Here is a 17,220-nt window from a genome sequence, read left to right on the forward strand (position 1 = left end):
ATGGATCCGTAAAACCGCTGTCAGTCGCTGCAGGAACTCACCGCGAGTTCCGGCTGGAAGCTCGCTGCGCCCAGCGGCTTGCTCGGATAGCGGTCGTGATGGCGGACCCAGTCCATGATTCCGACCTCGTTGCGTCCCTTCGGGGTCATGTCGAGGAAGTTATGGGCGCCGATCAGGAGGTCGCCGCCGCGAGCATAGGTCGAGTAGGTGTGGAAGATCTCGCCCGCGTCGTTGCGATAGAAGACGCTGAAACCCGGCATCTCGCCGCCCTGCCCGTCATGCATCGCGTAATTGTATTCGTAGCGGCCGGCCGCCTTTTCCTCAGGGCTCGGCGAGACGTGGAAATCATAGTTGAAGTCGCTATTGGCCGATGAGACCCAGGGGAAATCCCAGCCCATACGGTGCCGGAAATTCTGGAACTCGGCATAGGGCGCCCGCGAGACCACGACGAGACTGACGTCATGGTGCCTGAGATGCCGGTTGGCGCCGTCGAAATGATCGGCCAGGAACGAGCAGCTCGGGCAGCCCTCCCGGGCGCCCGGCCCGAACATGAAGTGATAGATGATCAGCTGGCTGTTGCCGGCGAAGAGATCGCCCAGCGAGAGCCCGCCATCCCAGCCTTCGAAGGTGTAGTTCTTCTCGACCCTGACCCAGGGCAGCGCGCGCCGCTCGGCCGAAAGCGCGTCGCGCCGCCGGGTCAGCTCCTTCTCGTTGGCGAGGTGGGCTTTGCGCGCGGCAAGCCACTCCTCACGGGATACGATCCTGTGTTCCATCGTCTCCTCTCCTCTGCTGTCCGCCGGCGTGGTGCCGGCGGCTTCTTCGGCGTGCTCCCACACGCAATCGCTCAGGCGAAATAGGCCTCGAGTTTGACCATGGTCCCGGTCCAGCCATGGGTGTGACCACGGACAGCGGCATCGTCGGCGAGCTTCTCGTGCAAAAGCGTCAGGATCGTGCCGTCTCCGTCCGGCTTCAGGGTGACGGTGACGCGCGAGACGCGCTCGGGTGTCGTGATCCATGACCAGCTGAAGACGAGGCGCTCGTTCTCGACCACCTCCAGATAGCGGCCGAGAACCTCGTGGCGCTCGCCGGTATTCTCGATCATCACGACATGATAGGCGCCGTCGACGCGCGGATCGATCTCCGCCTCCTGCGCCACGACATTCTCCGGACCGAACCAGCGGACGAGCAGGTCCGGGTCGGTCCAGGCCTTGTAGACTTCGGCCGGCGACGCATTGAGGCGGCGCTTCATCGTGAGGCTCGGTGTCACCGGTTGATGCATGCGCCCTGTCCCTCTCCCGTCCTCAACCTTCGCCCTTGCGCCGCGCTTCGAGCAGCGCCTCCAGCGCATCGAGCCGCTCGGTCCAGAACCGCTGATAGCGCGCCAGCCAGCCCATCGCCTCCTCCATCGGCTCCGCATTCAGGTGGCAGGACACGGTGCGCCCGGCCTTGGTCCGCGTCAGCAACCCGGCATCCGAGAGGACGTCGAGATGCTTCATGATCGCCGGCAGCGAAACCGGGAACGGTTTCGCGAGCTCGCTGACGGACAGCCCGTCCTCCCGCTCCAGCCGCGCCAGCAGGGCCCTCCGCGTCGGGTCCGCCAAGGCGGAGAAGGTCCGGTCGAGCTGCGCATCCTGAAACTTAACCATCGAGTTAAGTTTAAGCAGCCGCGACCACACGTGTCAAGGACGGGCGATTGTGCCTCTGCCCAGCGACAATCCAGAGATTGCGATCAGACCGCGTGGTCGTCCGCCGACATGACCTCGCCACCGAGGAGGCAGCCGACAGGCCGACCGTCGGCGAAGCCGATCCTGACCCGGATTTCCGAGAGCGCATTCATCGCCCGGCCCTGCAGGATGGTGATGCGGCCGCTGTCGCGGGGGACGAGATCGTTCTTGAGCAGTCCGAAGGCCAGTGCTGCAGCGGCGATTCCGGTCGCAGCATCTTCGGGATAGCCGGAGGATTTCGGGAACTGCCGGGCCTCGAAGCGGCGCTGCGCCTGATCCGCGACGGCGTAAGGGTAGAGCCCAGTCGAGCCGATGCGCTCGCAGCATTTTTCGGTGAGAGCCATATCGGTCGTCAGCGCCTGCAGATGCGCGAGGCTCTTCATCGGGATCAGCGTCTTGACGCGCGAGGTCACGGCATTCTGGATCGGCAGGTCGAGCAGGTCGCTGCGCGAAATCCGGAGCGTTGCGAGCACGTCCTCCTCCTGCGCGCGCTTGAGGTCGACGATCTTGCCTACCGGCTGGCTGATCTCGACCGTCGGGTTCTCGGTCTCACGGTTCTCGACATAGCCGGTCACGGAGCCGCTGCGCGTCTCGATCCGCATCTGCTCGGCATCGAGGCGGCCGGCCGTCGCCAGGCACCAGAGCGCGCCGATCGTGGCATGGCCGCACATCTCCATCTCGTGGCGCGGCACCCAGAAGCGGAAGGTGAAATCGGAATCGGCGCCGGAGGGCGGTCGGACGAAGCCGGATTCATGGCCATAGCGGGCCGCAATCGCCCGCATGTCCTCATCCTGCAACGCCGCCGCATCGATCACGATCGGACAGGGATTGCCGCCCTGCCCCTGATGCGTGAACACGTTGACCAGCCTGATCCAGTCCTGCGCCATCACCCTGCCCGTCCCGTCGAAGCTGGAATCGCCCCCATGTTCCGGGAGACTGCTACGGCTTCGCAGCAAATCGCGTTTCCCGCAACGAACCGGCGCGATCAGGCGGCGGCTGCGGCCTCGTGGCGCGACACATGGGCTATGGCAGCGCGCAGATCGTCCAGCATCGCTTCTCCACCCCGTCTGCGCATGCGACGCGGTCTGGATGCCTCAACCGGCTCTCAACATATCCCCTCCATCGCCCAGATATTGCAGGATGTCGCGCGGGATGGAGGGATCGTCCGGCGGCAAGGTCGTCGCGACTATCATGTCTTCCTTGCGGATCAGTCCCGAGCGCCGATAGTGCAAGGCTGTCCTGGTGGCGTAGGGCTCGCGCAGCATCGTCGCCGCGACGCCGCTGGCGATGCCGAACATGAACCTCGTCTTGCTGCGCTGGACGGGCATCAGAATCGATGTCGTCAGCTCGTTCTTCTGCACGCTTTCGAAATCGATGAAGAAAATCCTGCCGGCGAGCGGAAACGTAAAGCCGTGATACTTGAAGATGTAATCGGTCCTCGGGGGAGAATCCACGCTCGGAAATCGCTCGATATAGCAATGCTGATAGAGATTCTCATTGTTGTATATGCACAGAAGAGAGCGAATGATCGCTCCCTTGTAGATCGATGAATACTGATATCGATCGTAAACACCTGTTATATCAAGGGATTCCTGCTTGGAGGCGAGGACGGCGGCGTTCATGAAATCGTCGAACTGGCGCGAGCCCCGCAAGCGATCCAGAACCGGGAAATAATTGCCATCGACGAGCATCCGGACTTCGTCGGTCTCGGCGAAGAGGACGGCCGGCCCCAGCCCGAAAAACTGCGAGATCCGCCGGATATTGCCCGGCGACGGCAAGTGAACACCCGAGAGGTATTTGTTGAACTGCTGCCGGTTGAGCCCGATCTTGCGGCATACGGCGGTGATCGAGCCGTGCCGCTCGCAGAGGAACCTGAGGTTCGCGGCGAACCGTTCCACATCGTGCGGTTTCAAGGCGTTCCCGCTCCCCTTTTTGCCCAGCAGCAGGTCGACGCAACTACTGCGTCACTTTGCGTCAGCAATCAAGCCGTTGCGAAATTGCCAGCCGACGCATCGGCACAGGACACTCGCCGGATCAGATTTCGCGGAAGGCCAAGATGATCAAGCGCTTGAAGACGGCTGCAGGTTCCGGCGATGCGGTTCAGGACAAGGCCCTCACCAAGGCGGTGGAGGACTTGCTGGAGCAGGTCGAGACGGGTGGCGACCAGGCCGTTCGCGCGCTAGCCAACAGGCTCGACGGGCTGGACCGTCCATCGTATCGGCTCAGCGACAGTGAAATCCAGGCTTGCGTCGACAGTCTGACGACGCGGCAGCGGGAGGATATCGAGTTCGCCCAGGCTCAGGTCCGCAATTTTGCGCAGGCCCAGCGCGCTGCGTTCCGGGACATCGAGGTCGAGACGCTTCCCGGCGTCGTCCTCGGACACAGGAACATCCCGATCGCCAATGTCGGCTGCTACGTCCCCGGCGGCAAATATCCGCTGCTCGCCTCGGCGCATATGTCAGTCGTCACGGCCAAGGTCGCGGGCTGCGAGCGCATCATCACCTGCGCGCCGCCGTTCAAGGGCGAGATCGCCCCCCTTATCGTCGCGGCCCAGCATCTCGGCGGCGCCGACGAGATCTATTGCCTCGGCGGTGTCCAGGCGATCGCCGCCATGGCGTTCGGAACGGAAAGCATCAAGCCGGTCGACATGCTCGCCGGCCCCGGCAATGCCTATGTAGCGGAAGCCAAGCGCCTGCTGTTCGGCAGGGTCGGCATCGATCTTTTCGCCGGCCCGACGGAGACGCTGGTTATCGCCGACGAGACCGTCGACGGCGAAATCTGCGCCACCGATCTGCTCGGACAGGCGGAGCATGGCGTCAATTCGCCCGCCATCCTGCTCACGACCTCGGAGAAGCTGGCCCGCGAGACCATGCGAGAGATCGAGCGGCTGCTCGCCATCCTTCCGACGGGAGAGATCGCGCGCAAGGCCTGGGAAGACCATGGCGAGGTCATCGTCTGCGACAGCCGCGACGAGATGGTCGAGGAAGCCGACCGGATCGCCTCCGAGCATGTCCAGGTCATGACGGCGGCCCCGGACTATTTCCTCGAGCATCTCAAGAACTACGGCTCGCTCTTCCTCGGCGTCCGCACCACCGTCTCCTATGGCGACAAGGTGATCGGAACGAACCACACGCTCCCGACCAAGAAGGCGGCACGCTACACTGGCGGGCTCTGGGTCGGGAAATTCCTGAAGACCTGCACCTACCAGCGTGTGCTCACCGACGAAGCCTCCGTTCTGATCGGCGAAGTCTGCTCCCGGCTCTGCATCATGGAGGGCTTCGTGGGCCATGCCGAGCAGGCCAACATCCGCGTCCGGCGCTTCGGCGGACGCAACGTCCCTTACGGCGCCGCCGTGAGCACGGCGGCCGACGGCCCCGGAGCGACAACCCCGTAACCGACGCGAAACAGACATGCTGTCTTTCATGATCAGGCGCATCGTCGCGACCATCCCGGTGATGGCCTTCGTCGCCCTCCTCGTCTTCTCGCTGCTCTACATCGCCCCGGGAGACCCGGCGGCCGTGGTCGCCGGCGACCAGGCCTCACCGGCCGAGGTCGAGCGCATCCGGCAGAGCCTTGGCCTGGATCGACCCTATCTGATCCGCTTCGGGGAATGGGCCGGGCGCGTCGCGCAGGGCGATCTCGGCGCGTCGATCTTCACGGCCCGGCCGGTGACGCAACTCATCGCCCAGCGCATCGAGCCGACGCTGTCGCTGATGGTGCTGACCCTGATCGTCGCCGTGTTCGTCGCGGTCCCGATGGGCGTGCTCGCGGCGTGGAAGGCGGGAAGCCTCGTCGACAAGGCGGCGATGGGCTTTGCCGTGCTCGGCTTTTCGGTGCCGGTCTTCGTCATCGGCTACCTGCTCGCCTATGTCTTCGCGCTCAAACTCGAATGGCTGCCGGTACAGGGCTATGCGCCGCTGGCGGAGGGCTTCTGGCCCTGGCTTCGCAGCCTGCTCCTGCCCGCTCTCACGCTCGGCTTCGTCTATATCGCGCTGATCGCCCGCATCACCCGCGCCACCATGCTGGAGGTGCTCCAGCAGGACTATGTCCGCACCGCCCGCTCCAAGGGGCTGGCCCATCGGCAGGTCTTCTTCCTGCATGCCCTCAAGAATGCCGCCGTGCCGGTGATCACGATCATCGGCGTCGGCATCGCGCTCCTGATCGGCGGCGCGGTCGTCACCGAGAGCGTCTTCGCGATTCCCGGGCTGGGCCGGCTGACGGTCGATGCGATCCTGCAGCGCGACTACCCGGTCATTCAGGGTGTCGTTCTGATGTTCAGCTTCGTCTATGTGCTGGTGAACCTGCTGATCGACCTCGCCTATACGCTCGTCGACCCGAGGATCAGCTATTGACCGCGCTCTCCAGCACTGAAGCGGGCGCGACCCGGCTCTTCGCGAGCGCGACGCGGCAAAAACGCTTCCTGCACTATCTGCGCCGGCACCCCTCGGTTGCGATCGGCGGCGGGCTGCTGCTCGCCATCGCCTTGGGCGCCATCCTCGCCCCTCTGCTCTGGACGATAGACCCGACGCAGCTCTCCCCGGCCCGGCGTACGCGAATGCCCTCGGAGCAATTCTGGTTCGGGACCGACATGCTGGGGCGCGACGTCTATTCGCGCGTCGTCTACGGCGCCCGCGTCTCGCTCGTCGTGGGATTTTCCGTTGCGGTGCTCGCCTCGGTCGCCGGGCTGGCGATCGGCGTGCTCGCAGGCTTCGTCAGGAAGCTCGACGGCGTCATCATGCGCGCCATCGACGGCATGATGTCGATCCCGCCGATCCTGCTCGCCATCGCCCTGATGGCGCTGACGCGGGGATCGGTCGGCAACGTCATCCTGGCGATCACGCTCGCTGAAATCCCGCGCGTCGCCCGGCTGGTCCGCGGCGTCGTGCTGTCGCTGCGCGAGCAGCCCTATGTCGAGGCAGCCGTCGCCTGCGGCGCAGGGGTGCCGCGCATCCTCGTCAGACACATCCTCCCCAACACAGTCGCGCCGATGATGGTGCAGGCGACCTATATCTGCGCCAGCGCGATGATCGTCGAGGCGATCCTGTCCTTCATCGGGGCTGGCATCCCGCCCGCCACGCCGTCCTGGGGCAACATCATGGCCGAGGGCCGCGCGCTCTGGCAGGTCCGGCCGCATATCGTGCTGTTTCCCGCGATCTTTCTCTCGATCACCGTCCTGGCGGTCAATCTCCTCGGCGACGGACTGCGTGACTCGCTCGATCCGCGCATCGCCAAGCGCCTTTGAAGGGAACCGAAACACCGGGGTGGCGCGATGCGCCCCTCCTCGCGAACCGAGAACCGAAGCTGCCGAGAAACAAGGGAAGCCGGCAGCCTTCGATCCGGATCGCGTCCATCGCCAACCAGCTATCAAAGGGAAGGACGTTCATGCGCGTCGCATTGGCCAGCTTCGAATTCGAAGGCAACACGCTCTCGTCGCAGATCAACCGCCGGGATACGTTCAGCCGCAAGGTGCTAGTCGAAGGAGACGGCGTTCTCCCGGCGATCGAGGGGCGCGACCTCGCGGTCACCGGCGCACTCGAAGCGTTGCGCAAGGAGGGGCTCGAGATCGTCCCCATCCTCGTCGCCCATGGCGGTTCCGGCGGCGTCGTCGAGGGCGCCTTCTACCGCGAGACCTTCGACAGGATCGTCGCGGGCATCCTGAAACAGCCTGTCGACGGCGTCTTCCTCGCCCTGCACGGGGCCATGATCTGCGAGGGCGAAACGGATCCCGAAGGCGCCCTCATCGCGGCCCTGCGTGCGGCGCTCGGCCCGGGCATCCCGATCGCCGCGAGCCTCGACCTGCATGCGCATGTCACGCCGCGCATGGCCGACAATGCCGACATCCTCGTCGGCTACGAGACCTATCCGCATGTCGACGCCCATGGCACCGGGCGGCGCGCCGCAGAATTGCTCGCGGGAGCGCTGCACGGGCGCATCAGGCCGGTGACGCGCATCCGGCGCATCGACGCCCTGCTGCCCGTCGTCGGTGGCTCCACCAATGGCGATGCGCCGATGGCCCAGGTCCGCGAACTGGCTCGCCGGATCGAGGCGGACGGGCGCGCGCTCGCCGCGAGCTACTTCCCCGTCCAGCCCTGGCTCGACATCGACGATCTCGGCATTGCCGGGGTGGCGGTCACGGACGCCGACCCTGCCGCGGCAACGGCTGTCGCCGAAGAGATCGTGCTGGCGATGTGGGACCGGCGCCGGACCTTCGAGCTTGCGTGCCTGTCTCCCGACGAAGCCGTTCGTGAAGCCCTCGACCGACCCGCCCGCGTCCTGATTTCCGATGCGCCCGACTGCGTCGGGGGCGGGGCGCCCGGCGATGCGCCGGCCGTGCTGGCGGCTCTGCTGCGTGCCGGCCCCGATGCGGAGTCGGCCGTCCTTGTCGTCGATCCGGCCGCGGCGGCAGAGGCCTTCGACCTCGGCATCGGCAAAACCGCCCGCATGCGCATCGGCTCCTCGCTCGACCCGCGCTTCCACCCCCCGGTCGAGACGGAGGTCGTCGTCGAGAGCCTGCATGACGGCCACTTCACCTATACAGGCGGCATCAGCGCCGGCACGCCGGGCCAGATGGGGCCGACCGCCGTCCTGCGGGCGGGCAGGCTGCGGATCGTGGTGCCGACCTACGCGACCTACGAGTACGGCGACGAGCAGTATCGGGCGGCGGGCGTCGATATCCGCGATTGCAAGATCGCCGTCCTCAAGAACCCGATGAACTTCCGCACCCTGCTCGATGCCGACACCTCCTGGGTGATGGTCGGTGGCGCCGGCCCGACAGCGCCGGACCTCGCGAGCATCGCCTGGCAAGTGAAGAAGCGCCCTTTCTGGCCCTGCGACGACCAGCAGCAGCCCGTTTTCATGGAGAACCACCGTGACGCCTGACACCTTGCTCTCCTGGCCGACGCCATCGCGCAGCCGGAACGCTCCTCCGGTCGAGGCCCGCTTCGCCGCGGGCACGGCCTGGATCGACGGCAGGATCGTGCCCGTCGCCGAAGCCAGCCTGCCGCTGCTCGATTGGGGCTTCCTGCGCTCCGATGCCTGCCAGGAGACGATCTCCGCCTGGGACGGGCTGCTGTTCAGGCTCGACGATCATCTCGACCGCTTCTGGCGCTCGCTGGAGCGCCTGCGCATGACCTCCCCGCTCAGCCGGGACGAGATCCGTGGCGCGATCCATGCCCTGATCGCCACGGCCGGCTACGACAACGCCTATGTGCAGATCATCATGACGCGCGGCCGGCCCCCGATCGGCAGCCGCGACATCCGGCTCTGCACCCAGCGCTTCCAGGCCTTCTGCATTCCCTATGTCTGGATCGCGACGCCCGAGGTGCAGCAGCGCGGGCTCCACGTCCATATCGGCAGCCGCCATCGCGTGCCGGCAACCTCGGTCGACCCGATGGTCAAGCATTATCACTGGCTCGACTTCGAGCTCGGCCTGCTCGAAGCCTTCGACCATGGCGCCGAAACCGTCGTGCTGACCGATGGACAGGACCATCTCCTCGAAGGCCCCGGCTTCAACATCTTCGTCCGCAAGGGCGAAAAGCTGCTGACTCCGCGCAGCGGCATGCTCGACGGCATGACGCGGCGGACGGTGATGGAACTCTGCGCCGATCTCGGCATCTCGGTCGAGGAAACCGACGTGCCCGTCGCCGCCCTGCGCGATGCCGATGAGGCCTTTCTCACGACCACGGCCGGCGGGGTTCTCCCCGTCGCCTCGGTCGACGCCAAGGCCATCCGCAACGGCCCCGGCCCGTTCACCGCCCGCATCCACGCCGCCTACTGGCAGCGCCGCGCCGATGGCTGGCTCGGCGAGCCCGTCGACTACACCGTTCCCGCCGCCCTCGCCTCGGAGTAGAACCATCATGCTCAACAGACGTCAGTTCATCGGCGCGGCAGGTGCTGCCGCCATCGCCCGCCCCGCTATCGCCCAAGGCACGGCGGCACGCACGCTGAAGTTCATTCCGGAAACCAACCTCGCCATCCTCGACCCGGTGGTGACAACGGCAGCGGTCTCGACCACGCATGGCTACTGCGTGTTCGACAACCTCTTCGCGGTCGACGACCAGTTGCGGCCGCAGCCGCAGATGGCCGCTGGCGCCACGACCGCCGACGACGGCAAGACCTATGAGATCAAGCTGCGCGACGGCCTCAAATTCCACGATGGCGAGCCGGTCCGTGCGCGCGATTGCGTCGCCAGCCTCAAGCGCTGGAGCACGCGCGACAGCTTCGGCCAGGCGCTGGGCACGGTCGTCGACGAATGGCAGGCCGTCGACGACAAGACGATCCGCGTCAGGCTGAAGCGACCCTTCCCGCAATTCCTGCGCGCGCTCGGCAAGCCGCACTCTTCGGCCGCCTTCATCATGCCGGAGAGGATCGCGAATTCCGACCCGATGACGCCCGTCAAGGAGATGGTGGGATCGGGGCCGTTCCGCTTCGTCGCCAACGAATTCGTCCCCGGCTCGCGGATCGTCTACGAGAAGTTCGAAGGCTATGTGCCGCGCCAGGAACCCGCCAACTGGACGGCGGGCGGCAAGCGCGTGAATTTCGACCGCCTCGAATGGCATGTCATCACCGATGCGGCGACGGCAGCGAGCGCGCTTCAGCGCGGCGAGGTCGACTGGTGGGAGCGCCCCCTGCCCGACCTCATGTCGACGCTCACCTCGGACAAGAACGTCACCACCAGCACGCTCGATCCCTACGGCCTCATCCTCGGGATGCGCTTCAACCATCTCGAGGCGCCGTTCAACAACCCTGCGCTGCGGCGGGCCATCCTCGCGGCCGTCACGCAGGACGACTACATGCAGACGGTGATGGCGGGCGATACCGACAGCTATCGCGTCTGCCGGGCGATGTTCCCCTGCGGCCTGCCGGGCGTGAACGAGCTCGGCGCCGGGATCATGAAGCAGCCGCCGGACCTGAAAGCTGCCCGGGCCGCGATCGAGGCCTCCGGCTACAAGGGCGAGAAGATCGTCATGCTGCACGCCGCAGACCATCCGCTGATCGCGCCGCTCGGCGACATCACCGCCGATCTGCTGAAGCGCCTCGGCCTGAATGTCGACGTGCAGACCATGGACTGGGGCACGGTCGTCCAGCGCCGCACCTCGAAGGAGCCGGTGGAACGCGGCGGCTGGAGCATCTTCCACACCAACTGGCCGGGTTCCTCGGTCACGAATCCGGCGGAGAACCTCTATATCCGCGGAGCCGGCGCATCCGGCTGGTTCGGCTGGCACGACAGCCCGGAGATGGAGAGCCTCACCGCGCAGTGGCTGGCCAGCACCGACGAGGGGCAGGCACAGAAGCTGCTCGACGATATCCAGCGCAGCGCGCTCAACACCGTGCCTGTCGTGCCACTTGGGCAGATCATTCCGAAGACGGCCTATCGCAGCAACCTGCAAGGCATCCTGACCGCGTCGTCTCCGTTGTTCTGGAACGTTCGCCGGGCCTGAAAACCTGACGCATTCACCAGGCGTGCGGCATTGCCCGTGCCCATATGGAAAAGCCCGCCGGATAGTTCCGGCGGGCTTTTCCTTTCCCAGCAGGGCCGGTTCAGGCCGCCGCGGCGGCCTCGTGGCGCGACACATGGGCGATGGCAGCGCGCAGGTCTTCCAGCGTCGCCTCGGCGCCGACGCAGCGCTCGGCGAGATGGCGACGGAACATGCGCGCGCCCGGACGGCCCGGGAACAGGCCGACGAGGTGGCGCGTGAAGGCATGCACGCGCCCGCCCCGCTCGATATGCGCAGCGATGTACGGCTCCAGCGCCTCCAGCATGGCGAAGGCGTCCGTCACCGGCGCCTCCTGCCCGAAGAGCAGCGGATCGGCCTGAAGCAGGATCTCCGGGTTCTGATAAGCCTCGCGGCCGATCATCACGCCGTCGAGCTTCTCCAGATGCGCCGGCCACTCGGAGGACGCCTTGATGCCGCCGTTGATCGCGATCGGCAGGTCCGGATTGGCCACCTTCAGGCGATAGGCACGCTCGTAGTCGAGCGGTGGGATCTCGCGGTTCTCCTTGGGCGAGAGCCCCTGTAGCCAGGCCTTGCGGGCATGGACGATCAGGGCATCGACGCCGGCCGCGCGCACCGCGGCCGTCAGCGCATCAAGCGCGCTTTCAGGGTCCTGATCGTCGACGCCGATCCGGCATTTTACGGTGACGGGAATGGAGACCGCCGCCTTCATCGCGGCGACGCAGTCGCCAACCAGAGCCGGCTCGCGCATCAGGCAGGCACCGAAGGCCCCGCCCTGCACCCGGTCGGAGGGGCAGCCGCAGTTCAGGTTGATCTCGTCATAACCGAAATCGGCGCCGATCTTCGCGGCTTCCGCCAGCAGCGCGGGATCGTTGCCGCCGAGCTGGAGCGCGACGGGATGCTCCATCGCATCGAAGCCGATCAGGCGCTGGCGATCGCCCCGGATCACGGCCTGCGCCGTCACCATCTCGGTATAGAGCAGCGCGTGGCGCGACATCAGGCGGTGGATGACGCGGCAATGCCTGTCCGTCCAATCCATCATCGGCGCCACGGAGAAGCGCCAGAAGCTCGCCTCGACACGAGCTGCGGTGATCTGGATGTGTGTATTCAACGCGCGTGGCCTGCCGGTGCCTGGTTCATTCATGCGGAGACGCTGCCATGGCGACCGTGCCGTCAAACGGTACCGAGGCAGCGAAACTTGGGCGTATATGGCTCAATTCGCGGAGATGCGCGAGGGGCGCGGCGAAACTCCGGCTCCGGCCGGAGCATCGTCCGAGACGAACGCCATGGAACTGTGCCGCCGGCCTGCGGTTGGAAGGGCAGAGGTCGCGCGTCACCTCGTCCCGCACAGCCCTGGAAGAAGCGGAGTTGGTATGGCCGAAGCTCCGCGCGTTTTGCGACGCTCGCGTATGCGTCAGTTCTTCGGGATCGCGCTGCGCTACTGGCGCGGCAGGGCACGGTGGCGTGCCTGGGTCCTGACGATCACCGTCCTCGTCTTCATCGCAGCGCAAACCGGCGCCGCGGTCGGCATCAACCGCTGGAACCGCTGGTTCTTCGATGCTCTGGAAAAGCGCGATGTCGGCGCCGTCTGGGCGACAGTCGGCTGGCTGCCTTTTCTCCTTGGAGCCGCCGCTCTGTCGATGTCCGGCCTCGTGGTCAGCCGGATGCTGCTGCAGGTGCGCTGGCGCGAGAACCTGACGCGTCGCCTCGCCGGCTGGTGGATCGCCGACCAGCGCTATTATCGCCTGGGCTTCCTGGCCAACAACATGACCGCTCCGGAGTACCGCATCGCCGAGGATGTCCGCCTCGCCATCGAGCCCCTGGTCGAGCTCGCGATCGGGCTGATCAGCGCCTTCGTCACAGCGGCGACCTTCGCCGCAATCCTCTGGCAGGTCGCCGGCTCGGCCGAATTCGCGCTCGGCGGAACCACGATCGTGATCCCCAGCTATATGGCGCTCGCAGCCGTAGTCTATGCCGTGGTCGCTTCGCTTGCCGCCTATTTTGCCGGCCGCCCCCTCGTTGCGCGTGTCGCCCACAAGAACGAGATGGAGGCGCAGTTCCGGGCGGAGATGACGCGATTGCGCGAAAATGCCGAGAGCATCGCGTTGATCCGGGGTGATGCCGACGAGCGCAGCTCCGCCGGGAAAAGCTATGGCCACGTCGTTGCGGCCTGGCTCAGGATCGTGCGCCAGCAGGGTGTGATCGCGCTGGTGCTCAACACCAACGCCGCGCTCTTCCCGATCGTGCCGCTCTTGCTGATCGCACCGAAATTCCTGTCCGGTGACGTCACGCTGGGCGCGGTCGTGCAGGTCGTCGCAGCCTTCAGCGCGGTCCAGGCCGCATTGATCTGGTTCGTCGACAATTTCGTGCGGCTCGCCGAATGGTTCGCCTCGGTCACCCGTGTCGACGAGCTGATGGAGGAGATCGAGGCGCTGGATATCGGCACGATCATGGACAAGGACACCGGCATCGAGCTCGGCGAAAGCGATGACGGCGCGATCCATCTCGACAACCTGTCCATCGCCCACAGCAATGGCCGCGTCGTCCTGGCCGATGCCACCGTGACCATTGCGCAAGGTGCGAAGGCGCTGATCGCGGGCGAGAGCGGCTCCGGCAAGAGCACGCTGATCCGCGCGATAGCCGGGATCTGGCCCTGGGGCTCCGGCTCGATCAGGGTACCGGCCGGCCAGTCGATCGCCTTCGTGCCGCAGAAGCCCTATCTCCCAAAGGGCACTCTGCGCACCATACTGCTCTATCCGGATGCGGACCGCGCCGTGACGGACGAGGCTGTCCTTGCGGCGCTTCAACGCTGCGGCCTGAGCTATCTCGCAAAGAAGCTCGACGCAAAGGAAGACGACTGGGACCGCATCCTGTCCGGAGGTGAGCGTCAGCGCGTCGCCTTCGCCCGCCTGCTGCTGCAAAAGCCCGACATCATCGTGATGGACGAGGCAACCTCGGCGCTCGACGAGGAGAGCCAGGCTTCGTTGCTGAACCTGTTCCAGGAGGAACTCGCGGCGGCGACGCTGATCAGCGTCGGCCACCGTCCCGGCCTCGAGGATTATCACGACCAGAAGATCACGCTGGAGCGCAGGCCTGCGGGCGCTCACATGACGTCCAGGCGCCTGCGGAAATCGCTGTGGCGGCTGTTCAGGAGCCGCGGCGCCGACAATGAGGACGAACGCCCGGAACCTTACGACAGTCCGTGACGGCGGCGCTCGTCTTAAGCGCCGCCGATCCGGGTCATTTCTTCGCCCTGGCGACGATCTGCGTCGGATTGACGAAGCGGAGCGCGATCACCAGCCAGATCAGGGTGGTGACCATGTAGATGACCGCCATCGCGTCGATCGACTGCACGGCGCGGACACCGGAGGCGAAGACAGCGTAGTAGAGCGCGACGACGAGCGTCTGGCTGGTCGGGCCGGCCGTCAGGAAGGTCAGTTCGAACATCGCGAGGGTGCGCACCAGCACCAGCAGCAATGCGGCGAGGATACCAGGCAGCAGCAGCGGCAGCAGCACATGCACGAAGAGCTTGAAGGTGTTGGCGCCGAAGACGCGCGCCGCCGACTCGATCTTGGTGTCGATCTGCTCGATGAACGGGATCATCACCAGGATGACGAAGGGCACGGTCGGCACGAGATTGGCCAGCACAACGCCCGACATCTGGCCGGCGAAGCCCGCCTGGTAGAGCACCGTCGCCAGCGGAATGCCGAAGGTGATCGGCGGCACCAGGAGCGGCAGCAGGAAGAGCAGCATGACGAGCTTCTTGCCCGGGAAGTCGCGGCGCGCCAGCGCATAGGCCGCGGGCACGCCGATCAGCCCTGAGAGCGCCACCACCAGGAAGACGATCTGGAAGGTGACGAGCAGCACCTCATAGAGCTGGAACTCCGACCAGGCGGCCGCATACCAGCGCGTCGTCCAGCCGGCCGGCAGCCAGGTGCCGAGCCAGCGCGTCGAGAAGGAGGAGGTCACCACCGTCGCGATCATCGCGAAGAGGTTGACGATGAAGAAGCCGATCAGCGTCCAGTTGGCGGCGGCCCAGAGCTTCGTCGAGAGACGGGTATCCTTGACCATCGGATCAGCCCTTTCCGCCGCCGGCAGGGCCGCGATACAACATGCCGCGCGCGGCCAGGACCACGACGACGATGGCGAGCTGAACCACGCCCATGATCATCGCGACGGCCGAAGCCATGGAGTAGTCGTATTCCTCGAAGGCCGCCTGATAGGCCGCGATCGAGATCACCCGGGTCGGCCCCGAGGGCGCGCCGAGCAGCACGGCCGAGGGGAAGACCGAGAAGGCCTGCACGAAGCTCAGGCAGAAGGTGATCGCAAGCCCCGGCAACAGGAGCGGGAACAGGATGTGCTTGAAGCGCTCCCACGGCCCGGCACCCAGCGTCGCGCCCGCCTGTTCCAGCGCCGGATCGATGCCGGAGAGGTAGGACAAGGTCAGCAGGAAGGTGAAGGGGAAGCCGGTGATGACCAGCGAGAGCATCACGCCCCAGTAATTATGCAGCAGCTTCACCGGCGAGGAGATGATGCCGAAGGTCATCAGCACGCGGTTGAACCAGCCCTGCGGCCCCAGATAGTTCAGCAGGCCCTCGGCGACGAGCACGGTGCCGAGCGTGATCGGGATCACCAGGATCGTGGTCAGCAGGCGCTGGTTCTTCATGAGCCGGACGCGGAAGGCGATCGGGATCGCCAAGAGCAGCGTCGCGACCGTCACCGGCAAGGCGAGCCAGAGCGTGGTGCCGATCGTCCCGTAGAGGAAGGAATCGGAGAAGAAGCGCTGGTAGTTGGCGAAGATGCCGCCCTGCTTCGGCTCGAAGGAGAGCACGAGCCCGTACAGGAACGGGTAGATGAACAGCGCCAGCAGGAACAGGATCGCGGGGACGACGAGCAGCGTCAGCCCGTCCAGCCCGCGCGCCGCCAGCCGCTGCTTCAGCGGGATGGAGGTGATGTCCGCACTCACGCCGCCGCTCCATAGACGAGGACGCGCTCGGGATCGGCGGCGAGTGTCACAGTCTCGCCCGGCGCCAGCTTGTCATGGGCGAGGAAGGACAGATCCGTGCCATCCGCCATGCGGGCGAAGCCGACGAATTCGCGGCCGCGGAACTCGGTCGAGACGACCTGCGCCTTGAGGCCGGCCTGGCCGGCCGCGACCGGATGCAGATCCTCCGGGCGGATCGCCAGATAGCCTTCGGCACCAGCGGAGAGTGTGTGACGCGCGCGGCCCGAAAGCTGCGCATCGCCGACAGCGACCGTCGCCCTGCCCTCGCCGACGGAGGCGACCTTGCCCTTGACCTTGTTGCGGAAGCCCATGAACTCGGCGACGTCGAGGTGGTCCGGCCGCATGAACAGGTCTTCCGGCGCGCCGACCTGGCGGACCTGACCGTCGCGCAGCACCACGATCCGGTCGGCGAGCGAGAGCGCCTCCTCCTGGTCGTGGGTGACGTAGATCGTGGTGGCGCCGAGCGTGTTGTGGATGCGGCGGATCTCGGCGCGCATCTCCAGACGCAGCTTGGCGTCGAGATTCGACAGCGGCTCGTCCATCAGCACCAGCGGCGGCTCGACCACGATGGCCCGCGCGATGGCGACGCGCTGCTGCTGGCCGCCGGAGAGCTGGCCCGGCAGCTTCTCGGTCTGGCCCTGGAGACGCACCAGCGCAGCGGCTTCCGCCACGCGCTTGTCGATCTCGGCGCGCGGCAGGCCGCGCATCTTCAGGCCGAAGCCGATGTTCTTGTTCACGTTCATATGCGGGAACAGGGCATAGCTCTGGAAGACCATGCCGAAGCCGCGCTCTTCCGGGCGCAGCGGATCGATGCGCCTGTCGTCGAGCCAGATGCCGCCACCGGTCGCCGGAAGCAGCCCCGCGATCAGGTTCAGCGTCGTCGACTTGCCGCAGCCGGACGGGCCGAGCAGCGCGATGAACTCGCCCTTGCCGATCGTCAGCGAGACGTCCTTGAGCGCGTTATGGGTGCCGAAGTCACGGCTCAGACGGTCGAGCCGAAGCTCGCGGAACGAAGCTGCGTTGATGGTCATGGCTT

General features: G+C 66.2%; 16 protein-coding genes. 7 read left to right on the forward strand and 9 right to left on the reverse strand.

Translation table 11 applies throughout. From position 1 onward, the window contains the following. Positions 1-20: 20 nt before the first annotated feature. The 5 genes from ASE61_RS02680 to ASE61_RS02700 form a co-directional block, all read right to left on the reverse strand. Positions 21-773, reverse strand: coding sequence for a DUF899 domain-containing protein (locus ASE61_RS02680; protein WP_061964370.1), 753 nt, complete (start codon positions 771-773; stop codon positions 21-23). Between the two features lie 71 nt (positions 774-844). After that, on the reverse strand, positions 845-1,279 hold the full coding sequence (locus ASE61_RS02685) for an SRPBCC family protein (protein WP_061964372.1): 435 nt from the start codon (positions 1,277-1,279) through the stop codon (positions 845-847). Between the two features lie 22 nt (positions 1,280-1,301). After that, positions 1,302-1,646: an ArsR/SmtB family transcription factor gene (locus tag ASE61_RS02690; RefSeq protein ID WP_061964374.1), complete on the reverse strand. Its 345-nt coding sequence runs from the start codon at positions 1,644-1,646 to the stop codon at positions 1,302-1,304. 83 nt (positions 1,647-1,729) lie between these two features. Further along, positions 1,730-2,611, reverse strand: coding sequence for a PhzF family phenazine biosynthesis protein (locus ASE61_RS02695; RefSeq protein ID WP_061964376.1), 882 nt, complete (start codon positions 2,609-2,611; stop codon positions 1,730-1,732). Positions 2,612-2,818: 207 nt separating this feature from the next. Next, the gene (locus ASE61_RS02700; protein ID WP_061964378.1) at positions 2,819-3,637 is read right to left on the reverse strand and encodes a helix-turn-helix domain-containing protein; all 819 of its coding nucleotides are present in this window, start codon (positions 3,635-3,637) and stop codon (positions 2,819-2,821) included. A gap of 143 nt (positions 3,638-3,780) precedes the next feature. Between ASE61_RS02700 and hisD the strand changes: the two genes are divergently transcribed. The 6 genes from hisD (at position 3,781) to ASE61_RS02730 (ending at position 11,164) form a co-directional block, all read left to right on the forward strand. Beyond that, positions 3,781-5,118, forward strand: a complete 1,338-nt coding sequence (hisD, locus tag ASE61_RS02705; RefSeq protein WP_061964380.1) for a histidinol dehydrogenase — start codon at positions 3,781-3,783, stop codon at positions 5,116-5,118. Between the two features lie 16 nt (positions 5,119-5,134). Continuing rightward, entirely contained in the window at positions 5,135-6,076 is a 942-nt protein-coding gene (locus ASE61_RS02710; RefSeq protein ID WP_061964382.1) for an ABC transporter permease, read from the forward strand. Then, complete coding sequence (locus ASE61_RS02715) at positions 6,073-6,966, forward strand: ABC transporter permease (RefSeq protein WP_061964383.1); 894 nt, start codon at positions 6,073-6,075, stop codon at positions 6,964-6,966. Before ASE61_RS02710 ends, ASE61_RS02715 begins: the two co-directional genes overlap by 4 nt. 140 nt (positions 6,967-7,106) lie before the next feature. Then, positions 7,107-8,603 (forward strand): M81 family metallopeptidase, encoded by a 1,497-nt coding sequence (locus ASE61_RS02720; protein WP_061964385.1) that lies wholly within the window; start codon positions 7,107-7,109, stop codon positions 8,601-8,603. Next, positions 8,593-9,573 carry an aminotransferase class IV gene (locus ASE61_RS02725; protein ID WP_244492693.1) on the forward strand — a complete coding sequence of 327 codons (981 nt, stop codon included), beginning with the start codon at positions 8,593-8,595 and terminating at the stop codon, positions 9,571-9,573. The genes ASE61_RS02720 and ASE61_RS02725 overlap by 11 nt, the downstream gene beginning before the upstream one ends. A gap of 7 nt (positions 9,574-9,580) precedes the next feature. Further along, the gene (locus tag ASE61_RS02730; RefSeq protein WP_061964387.1) at positions 9,581-11,164 is read left to right on the forward strand and encodes an ABC transporter substrate-binding protein; all 1,584 of its coding nucleotides are present in this window, start codon (positions 9,581-9,583) and stop codon (positions 11,162-11,164) included. 100 nt (positions 11,165-11,264) lie between these two features. Here the strand turns inward: ASE61_RS02730 and dusA are convergent, their stop codons facing one another. Continuing rightward, positions 11,265-12,290: a tRNA dihydrouridine(20/20a) synthase DusA gene (dusA, locus tag ASE61_RS02735; protein WP_413813516.1), complete on the reverse strand. Its 1,026-nt coding sequence runs from the start codon at positions 12,288-12,290 to the stop codon at positions 11,265-11,267. A gap of 298 nt (positions 12,291-12,588) precedes the next feature. On the opposite strand from dusA, the gene ASE61_RS02740 reads away from it, so the two are divergent. Continuing rightward, entirely contained in the window at positions 12,589-14,385 is a 1,797-nt protein-coding gene (locus tag ASE61_RS02740) for an ABC transporter ATP-binding protein/permease (RefSeq protein ID WP_162260056.1), read from the forward strand. 34 nt (positions 14,386-14,419) lie between these two features. On the opposite strand, the gene ASE61_RS02745 is transcribed toward ASE61_RS02740, so the two are convergent. The 3 genes from ASE61_RS02745 to ASE61_RS02755 are packed head-to-tail and all read right to left on the reverse strand — an operon-like array spanning position 14,420 to position 17,209. Then, positions 14,420-15,250, reverse strand: coding sequence for an ABC transporter permease (locus tag ASE61_RS02745; protein WP_061964391.1), 831 nt, complete (start codon positions 15,248-15,250; stop codon positions 14,420-14,422). Positions 15,251-15,254: 4 nt separating this feature from the next. Beyond that, entirely contained in the window at positions 15,255-16,145 is an 891-nt protein-coding gene (locus tag ASE61_RS02750; protein WP_244492694.1) for an ABC transporter permease, read from the reverse strand. Beyond that, the gene (locus ASE61_RS02755; protein WP_061965530.1) at positions 16,142-17,209 is read right to left on the reverse strand and encodes an ABC transporter ATP-binding protein; all 1,068 of its coding nucleotides are present in this window, start codon (positions 17,207-17,209) and stop codon (positions 16,142-16,144) included. Before ASE61_RS02755 ends, ASE61_RS02750 begins: the two co-directional genes overlap by 4 nt. Positions 17,210-17,220: the final 11 nt, after the last annotated feature.

The organism is Allobosea sp. Root670, assembly GCF_001429415.1.
Classification (GTDB): Bacteria; Pseudomonadota; Alphaproteobacteria; order Rhizobiales; family Beijerinckiaceae; genus Allobosea; species Allobosea robiniae.

Bases quoted from the DNA above. Each gene is read 5' to 3' on its own strand.
- ASE61_RS02730 (WP_061964387.1), top strand. From the start codon at position 9,581: ATGCTCAACAGACGTCAGTTCATCGGCGCGGCAGGTGCTGCCGCCATC.
- ASE61_RS02745 (WP_061964391.1), bottom strand. From the start codon at position 15,250: ATGGTCAAGGATACCCGTCTCTCGACGAAGCTCTGGGCCGCCGCCAAC.
- ASE61_RS02680 (WP_061964370.1), bottom strand. From the start codon at position 773: ATGGAACACAGGATCGTATCCCGTGAGGAGTGGCTTGCCGCGCGCAAA.
- ASE61_RS02720 (WP_061964385.1), top strand. From the start codon at position 7,107: ATGCGCGTCGCATTGGCCAGCTTCGAATTCGAAGGCAACACGCTCTCG.
- ASE61_RS02710 (WP_061964382.1), top strand. From the start codon at position 5,135: ATGCTGTCTTTCATGATCAGGCGCATCGTCGCGACCATCCCGGTGATG.
- ASE61_RS02740 (WP_162260056.1), top strand. From the start codon at position 12,589: ATGCGTCAGTTCTTCGGGATCGCGCTGCGCTACTGGCGCGGCAGGGCA.
- ASE61_RS02690 (WP_061964374.1), bottom strand. From the start codon at position 1,646: ATGGTTAAGTTTCAGGATGCGCAGCTCGACCGGACCTTCTCCGCCTTG.
- ASE61_RS02685 (WP_061964372.1), bottom strand. From the start codon at position 1,279: ATGCATCAACCGGTGACACCGAGCCTCACGATGAAGCGCCGCCTCAAT.
- hisD (WP_061964380.1), top strand. From the start codon at position 3,781: ATGATCAAGCGCTTGAAGACGGCTGCAGGTTCCGGCGATGCGGTTCAG.
- ASE61_RS02695 (WP_061964376.1), bottom strand. From the start codon at position 2,611: ATGGCGCAGGACTGGATCAGGCTGGTCAACGTGTTCACGCATCAGGGG.